The 18139-nt window shown below is 66.6% G+C and carries 30 protein-coding genes and 1 pseudogene; all 31 read right to left on the bottom strand.

The annotated features are described in order from the left end of the window. Positions 1-85: 85 nt before the first annotated feature. Positions 86-1108 (bottom strand): DNA-directed RNA polymerase subunit alpha, encoded by a 1023-nt coding sequence (locus ACFW2G_RS11215; RefSeq protein WP_007265920.1) that lies wholly within the window; start codon positions 1106-1108, stop codon positions 86-88. A 150-nt stretch (positions 1109-1258) separates the two neighbouring features. Then, a complete protein-coding gene (rpsK, locus tag ACFW2G_RS11210; RefSeq protein WP_003956432.1) occupies positions 1259-1663 on the bottom strand; it encodes a 30S ribosomal protein S11 in 405 nt (134 codons plus the stop codon). A 54-nt stretch (positions 1664-1717) separates the two neighbouring features. Further along, complete coding sequence (rpsM, locus tag ACFW2G_RS11205) at positions 1718-2098, bottom strand: 30S ribosomal protein S13 (protein WP_007265919.1); 381 nt, start codon at positions 2096-2098, stop codon at positions 1718-1720. 199 nt (positions 2099-2297) lie between these two features. Next, positions 2298-2411, bottom strand: coding sequence for a 50S ribosomal protein L36 (gene rpmJ, locus ACFW2G_RS11200; RefSeq protein WP_003956441.1), 114 nt, complete (start codon positions 2409-2411; stop codon positions 2298-2300). 73 nt (positions 2412-2484) lie between these two features. After that, a complete protein-coding gene (gene infA, locus ACFW2G_RS11195; protein WP_003956442.1) occupies positions 2485-2706 on the bottom strand; it encodes a translation initiation factor IF-1 in 222 nt (73 codons plus the stop codon). 138 nt (positions 2707-2844) lie between these two features. Next, positions 2845-3696 (bottom strand): type I methionyl aminopeptidase, encoded by an 852-nt coding sequence (gene map, locus ACFW2G_RS11190; protein WP_037918943.1) that lies wholly within the window; start codon positions 3694-3696, stop codon positions 2845-2847. A 92-nt stretch (positions 3697-3788) separates the two neighbouring features. Then, entirely contained in the window at positions 3789-4436 is a 648-nt protein-coding gene (locus ACFW2G_RS11185) for an adenylate kinase (protein WP_037918941.1), read from the bottom strand. After that, positions 4436-5749 carry a preprotein translocase subunit SecY gene (gene secY, locus ACFW2G_RS11180; RefSeq protein WP_037918939.1) on the bottom strand — a complete coding sequence of 438 codons (1314 nt, stop codon included), beginning with the start codon at positions 5747-5749 and terminating at the stop codon, positions 4436-4438. Before secY ends, ACFW2G_RS11185 begins: the two co-directional genes overlap by 1 nt. Before the next feature lie 187 nt (positions 5750-5936). Next, positions 5937-6392, bottom strand: a complete 456-nt coding sequence (gene rplO, locus ACFW2G_RS11175; RefSeq protein ID WP_384447042.1) for a 50S ribosomal protein L15 — start codon at positions 6390-6392, stop codon at positions 5937-5939. Positions 6393-6394: 2 nt separating this feature from the next. Next, positions 6395-6577: a 50S ribosomal protein L30 gene (gene rpmD / locus ACFW2G_RS11170; protein WP_005313525.1), complete on the bottom strand. Its 183-nt coding sequence runs from the start codon at positions 6575-6577 to the stop codon at positions 6395-6397. Next, positions 6577-7179 carry a 30S ribosomal protein S5 gene (rpsE, locus tag ACFW2G_RS11165; protein WP_007265914.1) on the bottom strand — a complete coding sequence of 201 codons (603 nt, stop codon included), beginning with the start codon at positions 7177-7179 and terminating at the stop codon, positions 6577-6579. The genes rpmD and rpsE overlap by 1 nt, the downstream gene beginning before the upstream one ends. Before the next feature lie 45 nt (positions 7180-7224). Continuing rightward, a complete protein-coding gene (gene rplR, locus ACFW2G_RS11160) occupies positions 7225-7608 on the bottom strand; it encodes a 50S ribosomal protein L18 (RefSeq protein WP_030026334.1) in 384 nt (127 codons plus the stop codon). 2 nt (positions 7609-7610) lie between these two features. Then, on the bottom strand, positions 7611-8150 hold the full coding sequence (gene rplF, locus ACFW2G_RS11155; protein WP_030653648.1) for a 50S ribosomal protein L6: 540 nt from the start codon (positions 8148-8150) through the stop codon (positions 7611-7613). Positions 8151-8170: 20 nt separating this feature from the next. Further along, positions 8171-8569 carry a 30S ribosomal protein S8 gene (gene rpsH, locus ACFW2G_RS11150; RefSeq protein WP_007265911.1) on the bottom strand — a complete coding sequence of 133 codons (399 nt, stop codon included), beginning with the start codon at positions 8567-8569 and terminating at the stop codon, positions 8171-8173. Between the two features lie 221 nt (positions 8570-8790). Then, positions 8791-8976 carry a type Z 30S ribosomal protein S14 gene (locus ACFW2G_RS11145; RefSeq protein WP_003956452.1) on the bottom strand — a complete coding sequence of 62 codons (186 nt, stop codon included), beginning with the start codon at positions 8974-8976 and terminating at the stop codon, positions 8791-8793. Between the two features lie 5 nt (positions 8977-8981). Continuing rightward, the gene (rplE, locus tag ACFW2G_RS11140; RefSeq protein ID WP_030026331.1) at positions 8982-9533 is read right to left on the bottom strand and encodes a 50S ribosomal protein L5; all 552 of its coding nucleotides are present in this window, start codon (positions 9531-9533) and stop codon (positions 8982-8984) included. Continuing rightward, entirely contained in the window at positions 9533-9844 is a 312-nt protein-coding gene (gene rplX / locus ACFW2G_RS11135) for a 50S ribosomal protein L24 (protein WP_030026329.1), read from the bottom strand. The genes rplE and rplX overlap by 1 nt, the downstream gene beginning before the upstream one ends. Positions 9845-9846: 2 nt before the next feature. Continuing rightward, positions 9847-10215: a 50S ribosomal protein L14 gene (rplN, locus tag ACFW2G_RS11130; protein ID WP_003956455.1), complete on the bottom strand. Its 369-nt coding sequence runs from the start codon at positions 10213-10215 to the stop codon at positions 9847-9849. A gap of 104 nt (positions 10216-10319) precedes the next feature. After that, positions 10320-10601 (bottom strand): 30S ribosomal protein S17, encoded by a 282-nt coding sequence (gene rpsQ / locus ACFW2G_RS11125; RefSeq protein WP_030008467.1) that lies wholly within the window; start codon positions 10599-10601, stop codon positions 10320-10322. Continuing rightward, positions 10601-10825 (bottom strand): 50S ribosomal protein L29, encoded by a 225-nt coding sequence (gene rpmC / locus ACFW2G_RS11120; RefSeq protein ID WP_007265907.1) that lies wholly within the window; start codon positions 10823-10825, stop codon positions 10601-10603. Before rpmC ends, rpsQ begins: the two co-directional genes overlap by 1 nt. Then, a complete protein-coding gene (gene rplP, locus ACFW2G_RS11115) occupies positions 10825-11244 on the bottom strand; it encodes a 50S ribosomal protein L16 (RefSeq protein ID WP_030653642.1) in 420 nt (139 codons plus the stop codon). The genes rpmC and rplP overlap by 1 nt, the downstream gene beginning before the upstream one ends. Before the next feature lie 5 nt (positions 11245-11249). Beyond that, entirely contained in the window at positions 11250-12089 is an 840-nt protein-coding gene (rpsC, locus tag ACFW2G_RS11110) for a 30S ribosomal protein S3 (RefSeq protein WP_007265905.1), read from the bottom strand. Further along, a complete protein-coding gene (rplV, locus tag ACFW2G_RS11105) occupies positions 12089-12436 on the bottom strand; it encodes a 50S ribosomal protein L22 (protein WP_007265904.1) in 348 nt (115 codons plus the stop codon). The genes rpsC and rplV overlap by 1 nt, the downstream gene beginning before the upstream one ends. 43 nt (positions 12437-12479) lie before the next feature. Continuing rightward, positions 12480-12761 (bottom strand): 30S ribosomal protein S19, encoded by a 282-nt coding sequence (gene rpsS, locus ACFW2G_RS11100; protein ID WP_007265903.1) that lies wholly within the window; start codon positions 12759-12761, stop codon positions 12480-12482. 12 nt (positions 12762-12773) lie between these two features. Further along, the gene (rplB, locus tag ACFW2G_RS11095; RefSeq protein WP_030026325.1) at positions 12774-13610 is read right to left on the bottom strand and encodes a 50S ribosomal protein L2; all 837 of its coding nucleotides are present in this window, start codon (positions 13608-13610) and stop codon (positions 12774-12776) included. Between the two features lie 39 nt (positions 13611-13649). Then, on the bottom strand, positions 13650-13973 hold the full coding sequence (gene rplW, locus ACFW2G_RS11090; RefSeq protein ID WP_007265901.1) for a 50S ribosomal protein L23: 324 nt from the start codon (positions 13971-13973) through the stop codon (positions 13650-13652). Next, complete coding sequence (gene rplD, locus ACFW2G_RS11085) at positions 13973-14623, bottom strand: 50S ribosomal protein L4 (RefSeq protein WP_037918933.1); 651 nt, start codon at positions 14621-14623, stop codon at positions 13973-13975. Before rplD ends, rplW begins: the two co-directional genes overlap by 1 nt. 5 nt (positions 14624-14628) lie before the next feature. Beyond that, entirely contained in the window at positions 14629-15273 is a 645-nt protein-coding gene (rplC, locus tag ACFW2G_RS11080; RefSeq protein ID WP_007265899.1) for a 50S ribosomal protein L3, read from the bottom strand. Between the two features lie 14 nt (positions 15274-15287). Beyond that, positions 15288-15596 carry a 30S ribosomal protein S10 gene (gene rpsJ, locus ACFW2G_RS11075; RefSeq protein WP_003948644.1) on the bottom strand — a complete coding sequence of 103 codons (309 nt, stop codon included), beginning with the start codon at positions 15594-15596 and terminating at the stop codon, positions 15288-15290. 475 nt (positions 15597-16071) lie between these two features. Further along, a complete protein-coding gene (locus tag ACFW2G_RS11070) occupies positions 16072-17190 on the bottom strand; it encodes a hypothetical protein (RefSeq protein WP_384581329.1) in 1119 nt (372 codons plus the stop codon). A 90-nt stretch (positions 17191-17280) separates the two neighbouring features. Then, a pseudogene (locus ACFW2G_RS11065) lies at positions 17281-18139 on the bottom strand (hypothetical protein); the annotation flags it as partial.

Genomic DNA, 18139 nt, shown 5'->3' with positions numbered 1-18139 from the left:
ACCGGCCGTGTCAGGTACCGGAGTCAGTTCCCCCAAGCGGTCGCAAGGGGGTGGGTGCGGGGGGCGTGGCCCCCCGCAGGCTTTCTCAGTACTGCTCGGTCTCGACGAAACCGGCGTCCGCGTCGTCGTCGGCGCCGAAGGCGTCGGCGGCGGCGGTCGGGTCGAATCCGGGCGGGCTGTCCTTCAGGGCCAGGCCCATGCCGGCCAGCTTCGCCTTGACCTCGTCGATCGACTTCGCACCGAAGTTGCGGATGTCGAGCAGATCGGCCTCGGAGCGGGCGACGAGCTCACCCACGGAGTGGATGCCCTCGCGCTTGAGGCAGTTGTACGACCGAACGGTGAGCTCCAGCTCCTCGATCGGCAGCGCCAGGTCGGCGGCCAGGGCGGCGTCCGTCGGGGACGGGCCCATGTCGATGCCCTCGGCGTCGATGTTGAGCTCGCGGGCCAGACCGAACAGCTCGACCAGCGTCTTGCCGGCGGACGCCATGGCGTCGCGCGGACGCATGGCCTGCTTGGTCTCGACGTCGACGATGAGCTTGTCGAAGTCGGTGCGCTGCTCGACTCGGGTCGCCTCGACCTTGTAGGTGACCTTGAGGACCGGGCTGTAGATGGAGTCGACCGGGATGCGGCCGATCTCCTGGCCCAGCTGCTTGTTCTGGACGGCGGAGACGTAGCCGCGACCGCGCTCGACGGTCAGCTCCATCTCCAGCTTGCCCTTGCCGTTGAGCGTGGCGAGGACCAGGTCCGGGTTGTGCACCTCGACACCGGCCGGGGGCGCGATGTCTGCAGCGGTGACCAGGCCGGGACCCTGCTTGCGCAGGTACATCACGACCGGCTCGTCGTGCTCCGAGGAGACGACCAGCTGCTTGATGTTGAGGATGATGTCCGTGACGTCTTCCTTGACGCCCGGCACGGTGGTGAACTCGTGCAGGACGCCGTCCACGCGGATGCTGGTGACAGCGGCACCCGGGATGGAGGACAGGAGGGTACGGCGCAGGGAGTTGCCGAGGGTGTAGCCGAAGCCCGGCTCCAGCGGCTCGATCACGAACCGCGAACGGTACTCGTCCACGACCTCTTCGGTCAGCGACGGACGCTGAGCGATAAGCATGTCTGTGTTCCTTCTTTCGTGGGCGCCCACTATTTGACGCCCGACGGGAGGCCGTACCGGGGTACGGCTACTGCAAGGGTACGGGCGGTACGTCCCCAGAAGGGGACGTACCGCCCGGACACTCAAGAACGCAACTGTGCGTCCGCTGCGTCAGACGCGGCGACGCTTCGGCGGGCGGCAGCCGTTGTGCGGGGTGGGGGTGACGTCCTGGATCGAGCCGACCTCGAGGCCGGTGGCCTGGAGGGAGCGGATCGCGGTCTCACGGCCGGAGCCGGGACCCTTGACGAAGACGTCGACCTTGCGCATGCCGTGCTCCTGCGCGCGGCGGGCGGCCGACTCGGCGGCCATCTGCGCGGCGAAGGGGGTGGACTTGCGCGAGCCCTTGAAGCCGACGTGGCCGGCGGAGGCCCAGGAGATCACGTTGCCGGACGGGTCCGTGATCGAAACGATGGTGTTGTTGAACGTGCTCTTGATGTGGGCGTGCCCGTGAGCGACGTTCTTCTTTTCCTTGCGGCGCACCTTCTTGGCAGCGCCCTGACGACCCTTGGGGGGCATCTCAATCTCCTACGGGAGGTGGTCGGTCCTACAGCGCAAGACCGCTGAACAGGACTACTTCTTGCCCGGCTTCTTCTTACCGGCGATCGCGCGACGCGGGCCCTTGCGGGTACGCGCGTTCGTGCTGGTGCGCTGACCGTGCACCGGGAGGCCGCGACGGTGGCGGATGCCCTGGTAGCACTGGATCTCGATCTTGCGGCGGATGTCGCCCTGGATCTCGCGGCGGAGGTCACCCTCGGTACGGAGGTTGGCGTCCACGTACTCGCGGATCTTGACGAGGTCCTCTTCGGCCAGGTCACGAACGCGGGTGTTCGGGTTCACGCCGGTGGAGGCGAGGATCTCCTTGGACCGGGTGCGCCCGATACCGAAGACGTAGGTGAGTGCGATCTCCACACGCTTTTCGCGCGGGATGTCAACACCGGAAACGCGTGCCATTCAATGGCTCCTGTGTGTTCGGGGGTCTTCCACAGAACCGATCCCGACCGCCGACCACCCGGGTGGGTGATGGTACGTCCGGGTCCCCGGCCCCCGCCGGAGGTGCCGCCGGCCCCGTGTGGGGCTGGGCGGGTTCTGCGTATGTACGTTTTCTTACGTCGCGCGAAGAACTGCGTTAAGGCAGGTCGGTCGGCGTGCGTCAGCCCTGGCGCTGCTTGTGGCGCAGGTTGTCGCAGATGACCATGACCCGGCCGTGACGGCGGATCACCTTGCACTTGTCGCAGATCTTCTTGACGCTCGGCTTGACCTTCATGTGGGTGAGGTTCTCCGGGTCAGTGCCACCACCCGCACCGGGACGGACGCCCAGGCAGGAGTGAGAGCAAGATCTACTTGTATCGGTAGACGATCCGGCCACGCGTCAGGTCGTACGGAGACAGCTCCACGACGACCCGGTCATCGGGCAGGATGCGGATGTAGTGCATACGCATCTTCCCGCTGATGTGCGCGAGGACCTTGTGACCGTTCTGGAGCTCCACCTTGAACATGGCGTTCGGGAGGGACTCGATCACGGTGCCCTCGATTTCGATGGCACCTTGCTTCTTGGCCACGCTTCGCCTTTCGAATCGGCTACCTTGATCAGCTCCGTGCGCCATGGAGACATGGAAGTGCACGAGAGCCGACGAGTCAGTCTACGTCAGGGCACCCAGAAAGACGAATCCGGAAAGTTTGCCCCAGAGTCTAGATCATTAACCGAGGGGGTCCGGGGCCGTGCTGACCCCGTACTCCGCCAGCTTCGCCTTGCCGCAGTCCGGGCTGGTCAGGACGATCGGGCCGGCCTCCGTCAGCGCGACGGAGTGCTCCCAGTGCGAGGACCAGGTGCCGTCCGTGGTGATGACCGTCCAGTCGTCCGAAAGGACCTCCGTCCGGGCCGTGCCCAGCGAGACCATGGGCTCGATCGCCAGGCAGACGCCCGGGACCAGCTTGATCCCCTTGCCTCGCTTGCGCGAGACGTAGTTCAGCAGGTGGGGGTCCATGTGCATCTCGGACCCGATGCCGTGGCCGCCGTAGTCCTCGATGATCCCGAACGTGCCGCGGCTGTGCTCACCGGTGGCGGGACGGGGCTGGCGCTTGATGTACATCTCGATCGCCTTCGAGATGTCCACCAGGCGGTTGCCCAGCTTCATCGCGGCGATGCCGGCCCACATGGACTCCTCGGTCACCCGGGAGAGCTCCACCAGCTCAGGAGCGTGACCGGTGCCCACGAAGGCCGTGTACGCCGCGTCCCCGTGCCAGCCGTCCACGATCGCACCGGCGTCGATCGAGATGATGTCGCCGTCCTTCAGGACGGTCTTGTCGTCGGGGATGCCGTGGACCACGACCTCGTTCACCGAGGTGCAGATCGTCGCGGGGAAACCGCCGTAGCCGAGGAAGTTCGACTTCGCCCCGGCGTCCGCGATGACCTTGCGGGCCACCATGTCCAGGTCCCGCGTCGTGGCGCCCGGCACGGCCGCCTCGCGGGTCGCAGCATGGATCGCGGCGACGACCAGCCCCGCCTCGCGCATCTTCGCGATCTGCTCGGGGGTCTTGATCTGCACCATAGGGGCGTGCCTTCCAGCTTCGAAACGGGTCTTCTCAACAGTACGGCCGCGATGCCCTGGGGACACCGCGGCCGTACCTGTACTGCGGAGGACTACTTCTGCAGGGCGTCCATGGCGCGCTTCGTGACGTCCGCGACCTCGCCGAGGGCCGGGATGGTCACCAGCAGGCCCTGGGCCTTGTAGTAGTCGATGATCGGCTCGGTCTGCGTGTGGTAGACCTCCAGCCGGTTGCGCACCGTGGCCTCGGAGTCGTCACCGCGCTGGTAGAGCTCGCCACCGCAGTGGTCGCAGACGCCCTCGGTCTTCGGGGCGGCGTACACGACGTGGAAGACGTGCGCGGACTCGTTGCGGCAGACGCGGCGGCCGGCGATGCGCTTGACGACCTCGTCCTCCTCGACCTCCAGGTCGAGGACGGCGTCGAGCTTCATGCCCGAGTCCTGGAGCATCACGTCGAGCGCCTCGGCCTGGGAGACGTTGCGCGGGAAGCCGTCGAGCAGGAAGCCGCCAGCGGCGTCGGGCTGCTCCATCCGGTCCTTGGCCATACCGATGGTGATCTCGTCCGGGACGAGGTCGCCGGCGTCCATGAACGCCTTGGCGCGCAGGCCCAGCTCGGTGCCCTGGCTGATGTTGGCCCGGAACAGGTCGCCCGTGGAGATGTGCGGGATCGACAGGTTCTTGGCAAGGAACGCGGCCTGCGTTCCCTTGCCCGCACCGGGCGGTCCGACGAGGACAATTCGCATCAGCGGAGGAACCCTTCGTAGTTACGCTGCTGGAGCTGGCTCTCGATCTGCTTCACGGTTTCCAGACCCACACCCACGATGATGAGGATGCTCGTCCCGCCGAACGGGAAGTTCTGGTTCGCTCCGAAGCCGGCCAACGCCATCGTCGGCACAAGAGCGATGAGACCCAGGTACAGCGACCCCGGCCAGGTGATCCGGTTGAGCACGTAGCTCAGGTACTCGGCGGTGGGTCGACCGGCGCGGATACCCGGGATGAACCCACCATACTTCTTCATGTTGTCTGCAACTTCCTCGGGGTTGAACGAGATCGCCACGTAGAAGAACGCGAAGAAGACGATCAGGAGGAAGTACACCGCGATGTAGTACGGGTGGTCGCCCTTGACGAAGTGCTTCTGGATCCAGGTGGCCCAGCCCGCGGTGGACCCGCTGAACTGCACGACCAGCGCCGGGATGTAGAGCAGCGACGAGGCGAAGATGACGGGGATGATGCCCGCCTGGTTCACCTTGAGCGGGATGTAGGTGGAGGTGCCGCCGTACGCGCGGCGGCCGATCATGCGCTTCGCGTACTGGACCGGGATCCGGCGCTGCGCCTGCTCGACGAAGACCACCAGGCCGACCATCGCGAGGCCGACGAGCATGACGACGCCGAACTCGACCCAGCCGTCGGCGATCTTGCCCTGGAGCTTGATCTGCCACAGGGCGCCGATGAAGCCCGCGGCGATCGAGATGAACATGAGGATCGACATGCCGTTGCCGATGCCGCGGTCGGTGATGAGCTCACCGAGCCACATGACGACGCAGGTACCGGCGGTCATGGTGACCACCATCACGACGGTCGTGAAGATCGACCGGTCGGGAACGATCTGGCTGGCGACCTGGCAACCCTGGAACAGGGCCCCGGTCCGGGCGGTGGCGACGAGGCCGGTGCCCTGGAGGACCGCCAGCGCGACCGTCAGATAGCGCGTGTACTGAGTGATCTTCGCCGTGCCGGACTGGCCCTCTTTCTTGAGGGTCTCCAGCTTCGGGATGACCACGGTCAGCAGCTGCAGAATGATGCTCGCCGTGATGTACGGCATGATGCCGAGAGCAAAGATCGTGATCTGCAGCAGCGCGCCACCGCTGAACATGTTGACGAGGCCAAACAGACCATTGCTGCTTCCGGCCTGTTCCACGCAGATCTGTACGTTCTTGTAGCTCACGCCGGGGACCGGGATGTGGGACCCGAGCCGGAACAGCACGATGATGCCGAGCGTGAAGAGCAGCTTCTTGCGCAGGTCGGGCGTCTTGAACGCCCGGGCGAACGCGGTGAGCACGGTGCCTCCTGCGACCCCCGCGCTACTGCGTCAGAGGTGACGGTCTGAGGGATCGACGTATACGACAAAGCAATGGTGCACGCCACCTTACCGGCGAGTGTGCCCCCCGTGGAACGACCAACCGGGGATGCCCCTTATGTGAGGCATCCCCGGTCGGGTTTTGAGCTATTCAGCCACTGAATCCGTCTTAGACGAGCTCGGTGACAGAGCCGCCGGCAGCGGCAATCTTCTCCTTGGCGGAAGCGGAAACGGCGTCAACCGAAACCTGCAGCGCCACGGAGAGCTCGCCCTGGCCCAGGACCTTGACGAGGCTGTTCTTGCGAACCGCGCCCTTGGCGACCAGGTCGGCCACCGTGACTTCTCCACCCTCGGGGTAGAGAGCACTGAGCTTGTCCAGGTTGACGACCTGGAACTCGGTGCGGAACGGGTTCTTGAAGCCCTTGAGCTTCGGCAGGCGCATGTGGAGGGGCATCTGCCCACCCTCGAAGCGCTGCGGAACCTGGTAGCGGGCCTTCGTACCCTTGGTACCACGACCAGCCGTCTTACCCTTCGACGCCTCACCACGACCCACACGGGTCTTCGCGGTCTTGGCGCCGGGGGCGGGACGGAGGTTGTGAGCCTTCAGCGGGCTGTTCTCAGCCATGATTAGTCAACCTCCTCAACCGTCACGAGGTGGCGGACGGTGTGCACCATTCCGCGGAACTCGGGGCGGTCCTCCTTGACGACGACGTCGTTCAGGCGCTTGAGCCCGAGCGAACGCAGCGTGTCGCGGTGGTTCTGCTTGCTGCCGATGTACGACTTCGTCTGCGTGATCTTGAGGCGGGCCATCAGACACCCGCCCCAGCGCGCGCACGGAGCAGAGCCGCGGGAGCGACGTCCTCGAGGGGCAGACCACGGCGAGCCGCGATCTCCTCGGGACGCTGCAGGCCCTTGAGGGCCTCCACGGTCGCGTGCACGATGTTGATCGCGTTGTCGGAGCCGAGGGACTTCGACAGGATGTCGTGAACGCCGGCGCACTCCAGAACGGCGCGCACCGGGCCACCGGCGATAACACCGGTACCGGGGGAAGCAGGCTTCAGCAGGACAACGCCGGCCGCCTTCTCGCCCTGGATCGGGTGCGGGATGGTGCCCTGGATGCGGGGAACCTTGAAGAAGTTCTTCTTGGCTTCCTCGACGCCCTTGGCGATGGCCGCGGGAACTTCCTTGGCCTTGCCGTAACCGACACCTACGGTGCCGTCACCGTCACCCACCACGACGAGCGCGGTGAAGCTGAAGCGACGACCACCCTTGACAACCTTGGCGACACGGTTGATCGCGACAACGCGCTCAACGTAAGCGGTCTTCTCGGCGGCAGCGCCACCGTCGCGACCCTTCCGGTCCCGCCGCTCGCCGCCACCGGCACCGCTTCCGCGGCGCTGGGGTCCAGCCATTGGATTACCTCTCTCTGTTACGTCCGTGAGTCCCGGAACCGGGGCTTAGAACTTCAGCCCGGCTTCGCGGGCGGCGTCAGCCAGAGCGGCAATGCGCCCGGCGTATCGGTTGCCACCGCGGTCAAAGACGACGGTCTCGACGCCCGCGGCCTTGGCGCGCTCGGCGACGAGCGCGCCGACAGCCTGGGCCTGAGCGCTCTTGTCGCCTTCGCCACCGCGGATCGAAGCGTCCAGGGTCGACGCCGACGCCAGGGTGTGGCCCTGGAGGTCGTCGATGACCTGAGCAACGATGTTGCGGTTGGAACGCGTCACGACGAGGCGCGGACGCTCCGCCGTACCCGAGACGTTCTTGCGGATGCGGATGTGGCGGCGAGCCTTGGCAGCGCGCTTGTACGCGTCGCCCTTGGCGATCTTCACACCGTATGCCATGGCTACTTACCAGCCTTTCCGACCTTGCGGCGGATGACCTCGCCGGCGTACTTGACACCCTTGGCCTTGTACGGGTCGGGCTTCCGCAGCTTGCGGATGTTGGCGGCGACCTCGCCGACCTTCTGCTTGTCGATGCCCTCGACCGAGAACTTGGTCGGCGACTCGACCTTGAAGGAGATGCCCTCGGGCGCCTCCACCAGGATCGGGTGGCTGTAGCCGAGCTGGAACTCCAGGTTGGAGCCCTTCGCGGCCACGCGGTAACCGACACCGCTGATCTCGAGAGCCTTGACGTATCCCGTGGTCACACCGGTGATCATGTTCGCCACCAGCGTGCGGGACAGGCCGTGCAGGGCCTTGTTCTGACGCTCGTCGTTCGGACGGGTGACGTTCAGAACGCCGTCCTCGTCCTTGACAACTGCGATGGGCGCCTTAACGGTGTGCGCGAGAGAACCCTTGGGGCCCTTCACGTTGACCGTCTGGCCATCGATGGTGACGTCCACACCGGCGGGAACCTGGATGGGGAGCTTGCCGATTCGCGACATTGCTTTTCCTCCGTTCCCGACTACCAGACGTAGGCGAGGACTTCCCCACCTACGCCCTTCTTGCCTGCCTGCTGGCCGGTCAGGAGACCGTGGGACGTGGAGATGATCGCCACGCCCAGGCCGCCGAGGACCTTCGGCAGGTTGGTGGACTTCGCGTACACGCGCAGACCGGGCTTCGAGATCCGCTTGATGCCCGCGATGGAGCGCTCACGGTTCGGCCCGAACTTCAGCTCGAGGACGAGGTTCTTGCCGACCTCGGCGTCCTCGACCTTCCAGCCGGTGATGAAACCCTCCTGCTTGAGGATCTCCGCGATGTGCGACTTGATCTTGCTGTGCGGCATCACGACGGTGTCGTGGTACGCCGAGTTAGCGTTACGCAGACGCGTGAGCATGTCTGCGATGGGGTCAGTCATGGTCATGAAGTGGCCTTCGGCCTCTCTCGCCGGGGTTTCCTGTATGCGCCATCCCTCTCCCCACTCGGTGGCGGGACGGGTGCGGCACGGGGACCTACGGCGTAGTAAGTCGGTAGGGCGGCGGACGCCCAACCACACAAGCCTAAGGCATGCGCGGCTGGGCACCCACCGTCCAGATGCTTACCGAGAGTGCCTGGTAGTGCCCAAGTCCTTGCGGACGAGGGTGATTACCAGGAGCTCTTGGTCACGCCCGGCAGCTCGCCACGGTGAGCCATCTCACGGAGGCACACGCGGCAGAGGCCGAACTTGCGGTACACGGAGTGGGGGCGACCGCAGCGCTGGCAGCGGGTGTACGCACGCACACCGAACTTGGGCTTACGGGCAGCCTTCGCGATGAGAGCCTTCTTCGCCATCTCGCTTACGCCTCCTTGAAGGGGAAGCCGAGGTGACGAAGGAGCGCGCGGCCCTCAGCGTCGTTGGTCGCCGTGGTGACCACGGTGATGTCCATACCCCGGGTACGGTCGATCTTGTCCTGGTCGATCTCGTGGAACATGACCTGCTCCGTGAGACCGAAGGTGTAGTTGCCACGGCCGTCGAACTGCTTCGGCGACAGACCACGGAAGTCACGGATACGCGGCAGCGCGAGCGACAGCGTACGGTCCAGGAACTCCCACATACGGTCACCACGGAGGGTGACGTGGCAGCCGATCGGCTGACCCTCGCGCAGCTTGAACTGCGCGATGGACTTGCGGGCCTTCGTGACGGCCGGCTTCTGACCGGTGATCGTCGTCAGGTCGCGGATGGCACCGTCGATCAGCTTCGAGTCACGAGCGGCGTCGCCGACACCCATGTTCACGACGATCTTGACGAGGCCGGGGATCTGCATGACGTTCTCGTACGAGAACTCCTCACGCAGCTTGCCCGCGATCTCCTCGCGGTACTTCGTCTTCAGACGCGGAGTGGTAGCCATCAGATGTCCTCACCCGTGCGCTTGGCAACGCGGATCTTGTTGCCCTCGTCGTCGAAGCGGTAACCGACGCGGGTGACGACCTTCTTGCCGTCCTTCTCCACGACCAGCTGGACGTTGGACACGTGGACCGGGGCCTCGGTGATCACGATGCCACCGGCCTGGTTCTGGCCAGCCTTGGTGTGCTTCTTGACCCGGTTGACACCCTCGACCAGGACGCGGTTCTCGGCGGGGAAGGCGACGATGACCTTGCCCTGCTTGCCCTTGTCCTTACCGGTGATGACCTGTACCAGGTCGCCCTTCTTGATCTTCATGCTTACAGCACCTCCGGCGCGAGCGAGATGATCTTCATGAACTTCTTCTCGCGCAGCTCACGGCCGACGGGGCCGAAGATACGGGTGCCGCGAGGGTCGCCGTCGTTCTTCAGAATGACGGCGGCGTTCTCGTCGAAGCGGATGTACGAGCCGTCCTGGCGGCGGCGCTCCTTGACGGTGCGAACGATGACCGCCTTGACGACGTCACCCTTCTTCACGTTGCCACCGGGGATCGCGTCCTTGACGGTGGCGACGATGACGTCACCGATGCCCGCGTAGCGGCGACCGGAGCCACCGAGAACACGGATGCAAAGGATCTCCTTGGCACCAGTGTTGTCGGCGACACGCAGTCGCGACTCCTGCTGGATCACGTCTATCTCCTGTTTGTCTGCCGGTTCCCGGCGGGGGCCTCGCTACGCGAGCGGAGCCCCCGCCGAGCCTGGCGGAACGAACCTAAGGGAAACCCCTCAGGTGCTTACTTGGCCTTCTCGAGGATCTCGACGATGCGCCAGCGCTTGCTCGCCGACAGCGGACGCGTCTCCATGATGAGGACGCGGTCGCCGACGCCGGCAGCGTTCTGCTCGTCGTGCGCCTTGAGCTTGTTCGTACGGCGGATGACCTTGCCGTACAGGGCGTGCTTCACGCGGTCCTCGACGGCGACGACGACGGTCTTGTCCATCTTGTCGCTGACGACCAGGCCCTCACGGGTCTTGCGGAAGCCGCGCTCGGTCTTCTCAGTCACGTTGTTCTCGCTCATCAGGCGTTCTCCACCGTCTCGATACCGAGCTCACGCTCGTGCATCAGGGTGTAGATGCGAGCGATGTCCTTACGGACGGACTTGAGCCGGCCGTTGTTCTCCAGCTGGCCGGTGGCCGCCTGGAAACGGAGCTTGAACAGCTCCTCCTTGGCCTCGCGCAGCTTGGCAACGAGCTCCTCGTTGCCGAGCTCGCGGAGCTCGGACGCCTTGGTTCCCGTCGCCATCACGACTCACCTGCCTCGCGCTTGACGATCCGGCACTTCATCGGCAGCTTGTGGGCCGCACGAGTGAGGGCCTCACGCGCAATCTTTTCGTTCGGGTAGGACAGCTCGAACATGACCCGGCCCGGGTGCACGTTCGCGATCCACCACTCCGGGGAACCCTTACCGGAACCCATGCGGGTCTCGGCAGGCTTCTTCGTCAGCGGGCGGTCCGGGTAGATGTTGATCCAGACCTTGCCGCCACGCTTGATGTGGCGGGTCATCGCGATACGAGCCGCCTCGATCTGGCGGTTCGTCACGTAGGCGGGGGTGAGCGCCTGGATGCCGTACTCGCCGAACGAGACCTCAGTACCGCCCTTGGCCATACCGCGGCGCTTCGGGTGGTGCTGCTTGCGGTGCTTGACCCTACGAGGGATCAGCATGTCGGTCAGGCCTCCGTTCCGGTGCTCTCAGCCGGAGCGGCGGCGGGAGCGTCGGCCTTGGGGGCCTCGGCACCAGCAGCCTGCTGCGGCTTGCGGCCACCACGGCCGCCGCGCTCGCCACCACGGCCACCACGGCCGGCGGGACGGTCGCCAGCGCCGGCACCACGGGCCGGGCGGTTACCCGCACGGGCCGCAGCGTTCTCGGCGCGAACCTCGGCGATGTTCTTGACGTCGCCCTTGTAGATCCAGACCTTCACACCGATACGGCCGAAGGTGGTCTTGGCCTCGAAGAAGCCGTAGTCCACGTTCGCGCGCAGCGTGTGCAGCGGCACACGACCCTCGCGGTAGAACTCGGAGCGGGACATCTCGGCGCCGCCGAGACGGCCGCCACACTGGATCTTGATGCCCTTGGCGCCGGCCTTCATCGTGCCCTGCATGCTCTTGCGCATGGCACGACGGAAGGAGACGCGGGAGGAGAGCTGCTCGGCAACGGCCTGGGCAACCAGCTGAGCGTCGAGCTCGGGGTTCTTGACCTCGAGGATGTTCAGCTGGACCTGCTTGCCCGTGAGCTTCTCGAGGTCGCCGCGGATGCGGTCGGCCTCGGCGCCACGGCGGCCGATGACGATGCCAGGACGGGCGGTGTGGATGTCCACACGCACGCGGTCACGGGTGCGCTCGATCTCAACCTTCGAGATGCCGGCGCGCTCCATGCCGGACGTCATCATCCGACGGATGGCGACGTCTTCCTTGACGTAGTCCTTGTACAGCTTGTCGGCGTACCAGCGGGACTTGAAGTCCGTGGTGATGCCGAGTCGGAACCCGTGCGGGTTTACCTTCTGGCCCATTACCGGGAACCTTCCTTGCTGCTGACGACCACGGTGATGTGGCTGGTCCGCTTGCGGATCCGGTAGGCACGGCCCTGGGCACGCGGACGGAACCGCTTCAGGGTCGGGCCCTCGTCCACGTACGCCTCGCTGATGACCAGCGTGGAGGCGTCCGGGTGGTTGTAGTTGTGCGCGGCGTTGGCGATGGCGCTGTCCAGCACCTTGCCGACCGGCACGCTCGCGGCCTGCGGGGCGAAACGCAGGACCGCCTGAGCCTCCGTGGCATCCATGCCACGGATAAGGTCCACCACGCGGCGGGCCTTCATGGGCGTGACGCGGATGTACCGCGCCTGGGCCCTGGCTTCCATGGTTGTCCCTTCGGTGTAAGTCATAGTCGTAACCACCCCGCCTTTAGCGGCGCTTCGACTTCCGGTCGTCCTTGACGTGGCCGCGGAAGGTGCGAGTCGGCGAGAACTCGCCGAGCTTGTGGCCGACCATCGACTCGGTGACGAACACCGGGACGTGGGTCTTGCCGTTGTGCACCGCGATGGTGTGACCCAGCATGCTGGGGATGATCATCGAGCGACGGGACCAGGTCTTGATGACGTTCTTGGTGCCGGCTTCGTTCTGGGCGTCCACCTTCTTTACGAGGTGGTCGTCGACGAAGGGCCCCTTCTTGAGACTGCGCGGCATCTAAACCCGCTCCTAGCGCTTCTTGTTCGTCTTGCGGCGGCGGACGATGTACTTGTTCGAAGCCTTCTTCGGCGAACGAGTACGACCCTCCTTCTGACCCCACGGGGAGACCGGGTGGCGACCACCACTGGTCTTGCCCTCACCACCACCGTGCGGGTGGTCAACCGGGTTCATCGCGACACCGCGGACGGACGGGCGAACGCCCTTCCAGCGCATACGGCCGGCCTTGCCCCAGTTGATGTTCGACTGCTCGGCGTTGCCGACCTCGCCGACCGTGGCGCGGCAGCGCGCGTCGACGAGACGGATCTCACCGGACGGCATACGAAGGTGGGCCATCACGCCCTCCTTCGCCAGCAGCTGCACGGAGGCACCGGCGGAACGCGCGAACTTGGCGCCGCCACCGGGACGGAGCTCGATCGCGTGGATCGTGGTACCGACCGGGATGTTGCGGAGCGCGAGGTTGTTGCCCGGCTTGATGTCGGCCGTGGGGCCGTTCTCGATCCGGTCACCCTGCTGCAGACCGCGCGGCGCGATGATGTAGCGCTTCTCGCCGTCGGCGTAGTGCAGCAGCGCGATGCGCGCGGTGCGGTTGGGGTCGTACTCGATGTGCGCGACCTTGGCCGGCACGCCGTCCTTGTCGTGACGACGGAAGTCGATCACGCGGTAGGCGCGCTTGTGGCCACCACCCTGGTGGCGAACGGTCACACGACCGGTGTTGTTACGGCCGCCCTTGCTGTGCAGGGGGCGGACCAGCGACTTCTCCGGCGTGGACCGCGTGATCTCGACAAAGTCGGCGACGCTGGAGCCACGACGGCCCGGGGTCGTCGGCTTGTACTTGCGGATACCCATTTCTCAGTCCTCGTCCGATTCCGGACGACTAGACCTCCGTTAGGAGGCCTGGCCGCCGAAGATGTCGATACGGTTGCCCTCGGCAAGGGTCACGATGGCGCGCTTGGTGTTGGCGCGCTTGCCGAAACCGGTCTTGGTGCGCTTGCGCTTACCCTGACGGTTGATCGTGTTGACCCCGGTGACCTTGACCGAGAAGACCGCCTCGACGGCCTGCTTGATCTGGGTCTTGTTGGCGCCGGGCGCGACGATGAACGTGTACTTGTTCTCGTCCAGCAGCGCGTAGCTCTTCTCCGAGACGACCGGCTTGATCAGCAGGTCGCGCGGGTCGGTGAAGGTCTTGCTGGTAACGGTCGCCTCAGACATCAGGCGTCGCTCCCTTCGGTCTCATCGGCCTTGGGGCCAGACACGAAGGACTCGAGCGCGGCCTGGGTGAAGACCACGTCGTCAGAGACGATCACGTCGTACGTGTTCAGCTGGCCCGGCTCCAGGATGTGAACCTGGGGCAGGTTGCGGGCGGACAGCCACGCCAGCTCGTCAGAACGCTCGGCGACCAGGAGCAGGTTCTTGCGCTCCGAGATCTTGCCGAACAGCGTCTTGGCGGCCTTGGTGGAGGCGGCACCCTCGACCACGCCGGTGACGACGTGGATGCGGGAGTGACGCGCGCGGTCCGAGAGGGCACCGCGGAGGGCGGCAGCCTTCATCTTCTTCGGGGTCCGCTGCGAGTAGTCACGCGGCACGGGGCCGTGGACGACGCCACCGCCGGCGAACTGCGGAGCGCGGGTCGAACCCTGACGGGCGCGGCCGGTGCCCTTCTGGCGGTAAGGCTTCTTGCCACCACCACGGACTTCACCGCGGGTCTTGGTCTTGTGCGTGCCCTGACGGGCAGCGGCCAGCTGCGCGACGACGACCTGGTGGATCAGCGGAACGCTGGTCTTCGCGTCGAAGATCTCCGCGGGGAGCTCGACGGTACCGGCCTTGTCGCCTGCCGGCGAAAGGATGTCAATGGTGCTCATTAACCTCAAGCCCCCTTGGCCGCGGTACGGACCAGGACGAGGCCGCCGTTCGGACCGGGGACTGCACCCTTGATGAGGAGCAGGCCCTTCTCCGCGTCTACCGCGTGGATGGTCAGGTTCTGGGTGGTGACGCGCTCGTTACCCATGCGACCGGCCATGCGCATGCCCTTGAAGACACGCCCAGGGGTGGCGCAGCCACCGATCGAACCGGGGGAGCGGTGCTTGCGCTGCACACCGTGACCGGCGCCGAGGCCCCGGAAGTTGTGCCGCTTCATGACACCGGCGAAGCCCTTGCCCTTGCTGTTGCCCGTGACGTCAACCTTGACGCCGGACTCGAACACCTCAGCAGTGATCTCCTGGCCGAGCGTGTACTCGCTGGCGTCGGAGGTGCGGAGCTCCACCAGGTGGCGGCGGGGGGTCACGTCGGCCTTGGCGAAGTGGCCCTTGAGGGGCTTGTTCACCTTGCGCGGGTCGATCTCGCCGAAGGCGATCTGGACCGACTCGTAGCCGTCGATGTCGTTCGTACGGACCTGGGTGACGACGCAGGGTCCGGCCTTGACAACGGTCACCGGGACGACACGGTTGTTCTCGTCCCAGACCTGGGTCATGCCGAGCTTCTCGCCCAGGACGCCCTTGATCTGCTTAGCCATCTTCTCCGCGCCTCTCAGAGCTTGATCTCGATGTCAACGCCGGCCGGAAGGTCCAGGCGCATCAGCGAGTCAACGGTCTTGGGCGTCGGGTCGAGGATGTCGATCAGGCGCTTGTGCGTGCGCATCTCGAAGTGCTCGCGCGAGTCCTTGTACTTGTGCGGCGACTTGATGACGCAGTACACGTTCTTCTCAGTGGGCAGCGGCACCGGGCCCGCGACCGACGCACCAGTGCGGGTCACCGTCTCGACGATCTTCTTCGCCGAGGAGTCGATGACCTCGTGGTCGTAGGCCTTGAGCCGGATGCGGATCTTCTGTCCCGCCATGGCTACTCCGTAGTCCTGTCTCTATGTGGAAACGCTCTGGCTCCCGGTTGGCTGCGGGACGGGATCCCGCCGCCTCTCCTCCGACCCACGCGGTCGGGCGTGTCGCACTCCCTCCACAGAAAATTCCCATACGGAAATTCCCTCGTCCAAGGGGGTGCGGTCCCATGACCGCGCTTCGGGGGAGAAACACCCACCGAGTGCCTGGTGGGCACCGTGCTGACACTTCCCAGAAGATTCCCGTACGTCCGCCCCCATTGCTGCCCCGAGGGGCAGATTAAGGACGACGAGTACTGTGGGACTCGCTTCCGGTCCTCCCGGCGGGAGGCGCGCAGCATCGGCACTCAGCCGAGCAACTTGAGTAGTCTGCCATACGAGACACGTACCTGGCCAATCGGGCCGAAGAGAATACCCCGCCACGCTGAGTGGTCAAACTGCGCCGCGCCCTTCGCGCGGCGGGGCCTCTGTGCCGGCCGTGTCAGGTCCGCGAGGCCGTCCCACAGCCCCCCGGACGCCCCGCGTCGATGCCCTTGCTGCGGTCGTACGGGTCTTGCGGCGGCCCGGAGGGCGTGGCCCCGGTCTCCGGGGTCGCGTCGAAGGCCGGGTGCAGGTAGCCGTCGTACACCTCGCAGGCACTGTTGGCGAGGTCGACGCGGGAGTCGGCGAGGGTGAGCCGACCGGGGGTGGTCCGCCACCTGCGCGGGTCGGCGACCGTGAAGGTGATCTCCCGGCGGACGATGGTCCGCTCGACCCGGTCCGCGCCCGCCGCGGCCTCCACCAACGGGTAGACGAACGAGTAGTCCAGCCGGACGTCGGCCTGGCCCGCCTCCTTGCCGGCCTCCACCCACATCCGGCCGCGCACCTTGACCACGTCGCCCGCGAGCCTCGTCTCCGCCGGGTCGTAGCGGGTGAACAGGTTCACCGGGTCCTGGTCCCTGCCCGGCTCCGCCAGGGACTTCTCCAGGTGCTCCGACGTCTCGGCGGCCTTGGGGTCCAGCAGTGCCAGGGCCGCCTCGGGGCGCGCCCCCTTCAACACCGCCGGGTCGAGGTTGGCCGCTACCAGGAACGCCTTGGCGTGGACGAAGGCCTCCGCGATCCTCTCCCCGGGCACCCCGCCGACGGCGGTGGCCTCCGGGATCTCGATGCCGGCGGCGCCGTCCGCCCACTGCAGGGCCGGGGAGCCGCGGAAGGGGTCCTGCAGGGTCGGGCGGTCCGGGTTCGTCGAGGGCGGCGGAGCGCTCGGGCGGGCGGTCTCCGGGGCGAGCGGGCCCGCCTTCGCCGCGTCCTCGCGGGCCTGCTCCTTGCCGGTGATCCGGTCGATCACCAGCTCGGGCCGCACGGCGATCAGCGCGAGCCCCGCGATGGCGGCGACGGCGAAGGCGGCCCCCAGCCTGCCCGGGCGGCGGCGCTCCCGGGGCGTGGGGCCGGTGCGCCAGCCGGGCGGCTCCTGCCCCTGGGTCGAGCGCAGCCGCTCGGTCACCATGCGCGCCCGCGCCGAGGGCTCCCGCGGTGCGTCCCCCGCCCCCTGGGCGGCCTGCTCCATGAAACGGGCCCACTCCTCGTCGGAGGCGCCCGGTCTGTTGTCGTCGTGGCCCATGCCTGGTCCTCCCCCTGCCCGCCCGACACGCGTGAGGGGCTCCGCACCTTCCGGTGCGGAGCCCCTCACCTGCGCCGAGGCGTGCGCGTGCTAGCTGAAGTACCCCGTGATGTCCGCGATGAGGTCCACGGAACCGGAGTTGTTGTAGAAGCTGACCTTGCCGTCCACCACGGGCACGACCACCAGGTTGGGGATGGTCAGGCCGGGGGTGAAGTTCAGGTTCGAGGCGCTCGTGCGGGTCGTGCCGCTCGGGAACACCGACACGAAGCTGGCCTCGGTCGGGTTGGTCGCGGTCACGTTCAGCACGACGGCCTTCACACCGCTGGCCGGAACGCCGCCGACGCCCGCCACGGGCAGCGTGACCACGCTGCCGCCGGTGACCGGGCCCTTGCGGACGCCGGTGCCGGTGCGGGTGTCCATCAGGCGCTTCGGGCCGAAGTTCGCGTGCGTGGCGCCGGTGGGGCTGTCCGAGAAGTAGCCGGTGATGTCGGCGATCAGGTCGACGGTGCCCTGGTTGTTGTAGAAGCTCACCTTGCCGTCCACGACCGGCACGACCACCAGGTTGGGGATCGTCTGGCCCGGGGTGAAGTTCAGGTTCGAGGCGCTGGAGCGGGCCGTGCCGCTCGGGAACACCGACACGAAGCTCGGCTGCGTCGGGTTCGTCGCCGTCACGTTCAGCACGACGGCCTTCACACCGCTGGCCGGGATGCCGTCGACGCCCGCCACGGGCAGGGTGACCACGCCGCCGCTGCCGACCGGAGCGGCCGGGACGCCGGTGCCGGTACGGGTGTCCATCAGGCGCTTCGGACCGAAGTTGGTCTGCGTGGCGCCGTCGGCGGTCGAGGTGAAGTAACCGGTGATGTCGGCGATCAGGTCGACGGTGCCCTGGTTGTTGTAGAAGCTCACCTTGCCGTCCACGACCGGCACGACCACCAGGTTGGGGATCGTC

Origin of the sequence: Streptomyces sp. NPDC058880, assembly GCF_042742535.1 — a bacterium.
In the GTDB taxonomy this organism is placed as follows: Bacteria; Actinomycetota; Actinomycetes; order Streptomycetales; family Streptomycetaceae; genus Streptomyces.
This window is presented reverse-complemented; position numbering and strand designations above follow the sequence as displayed.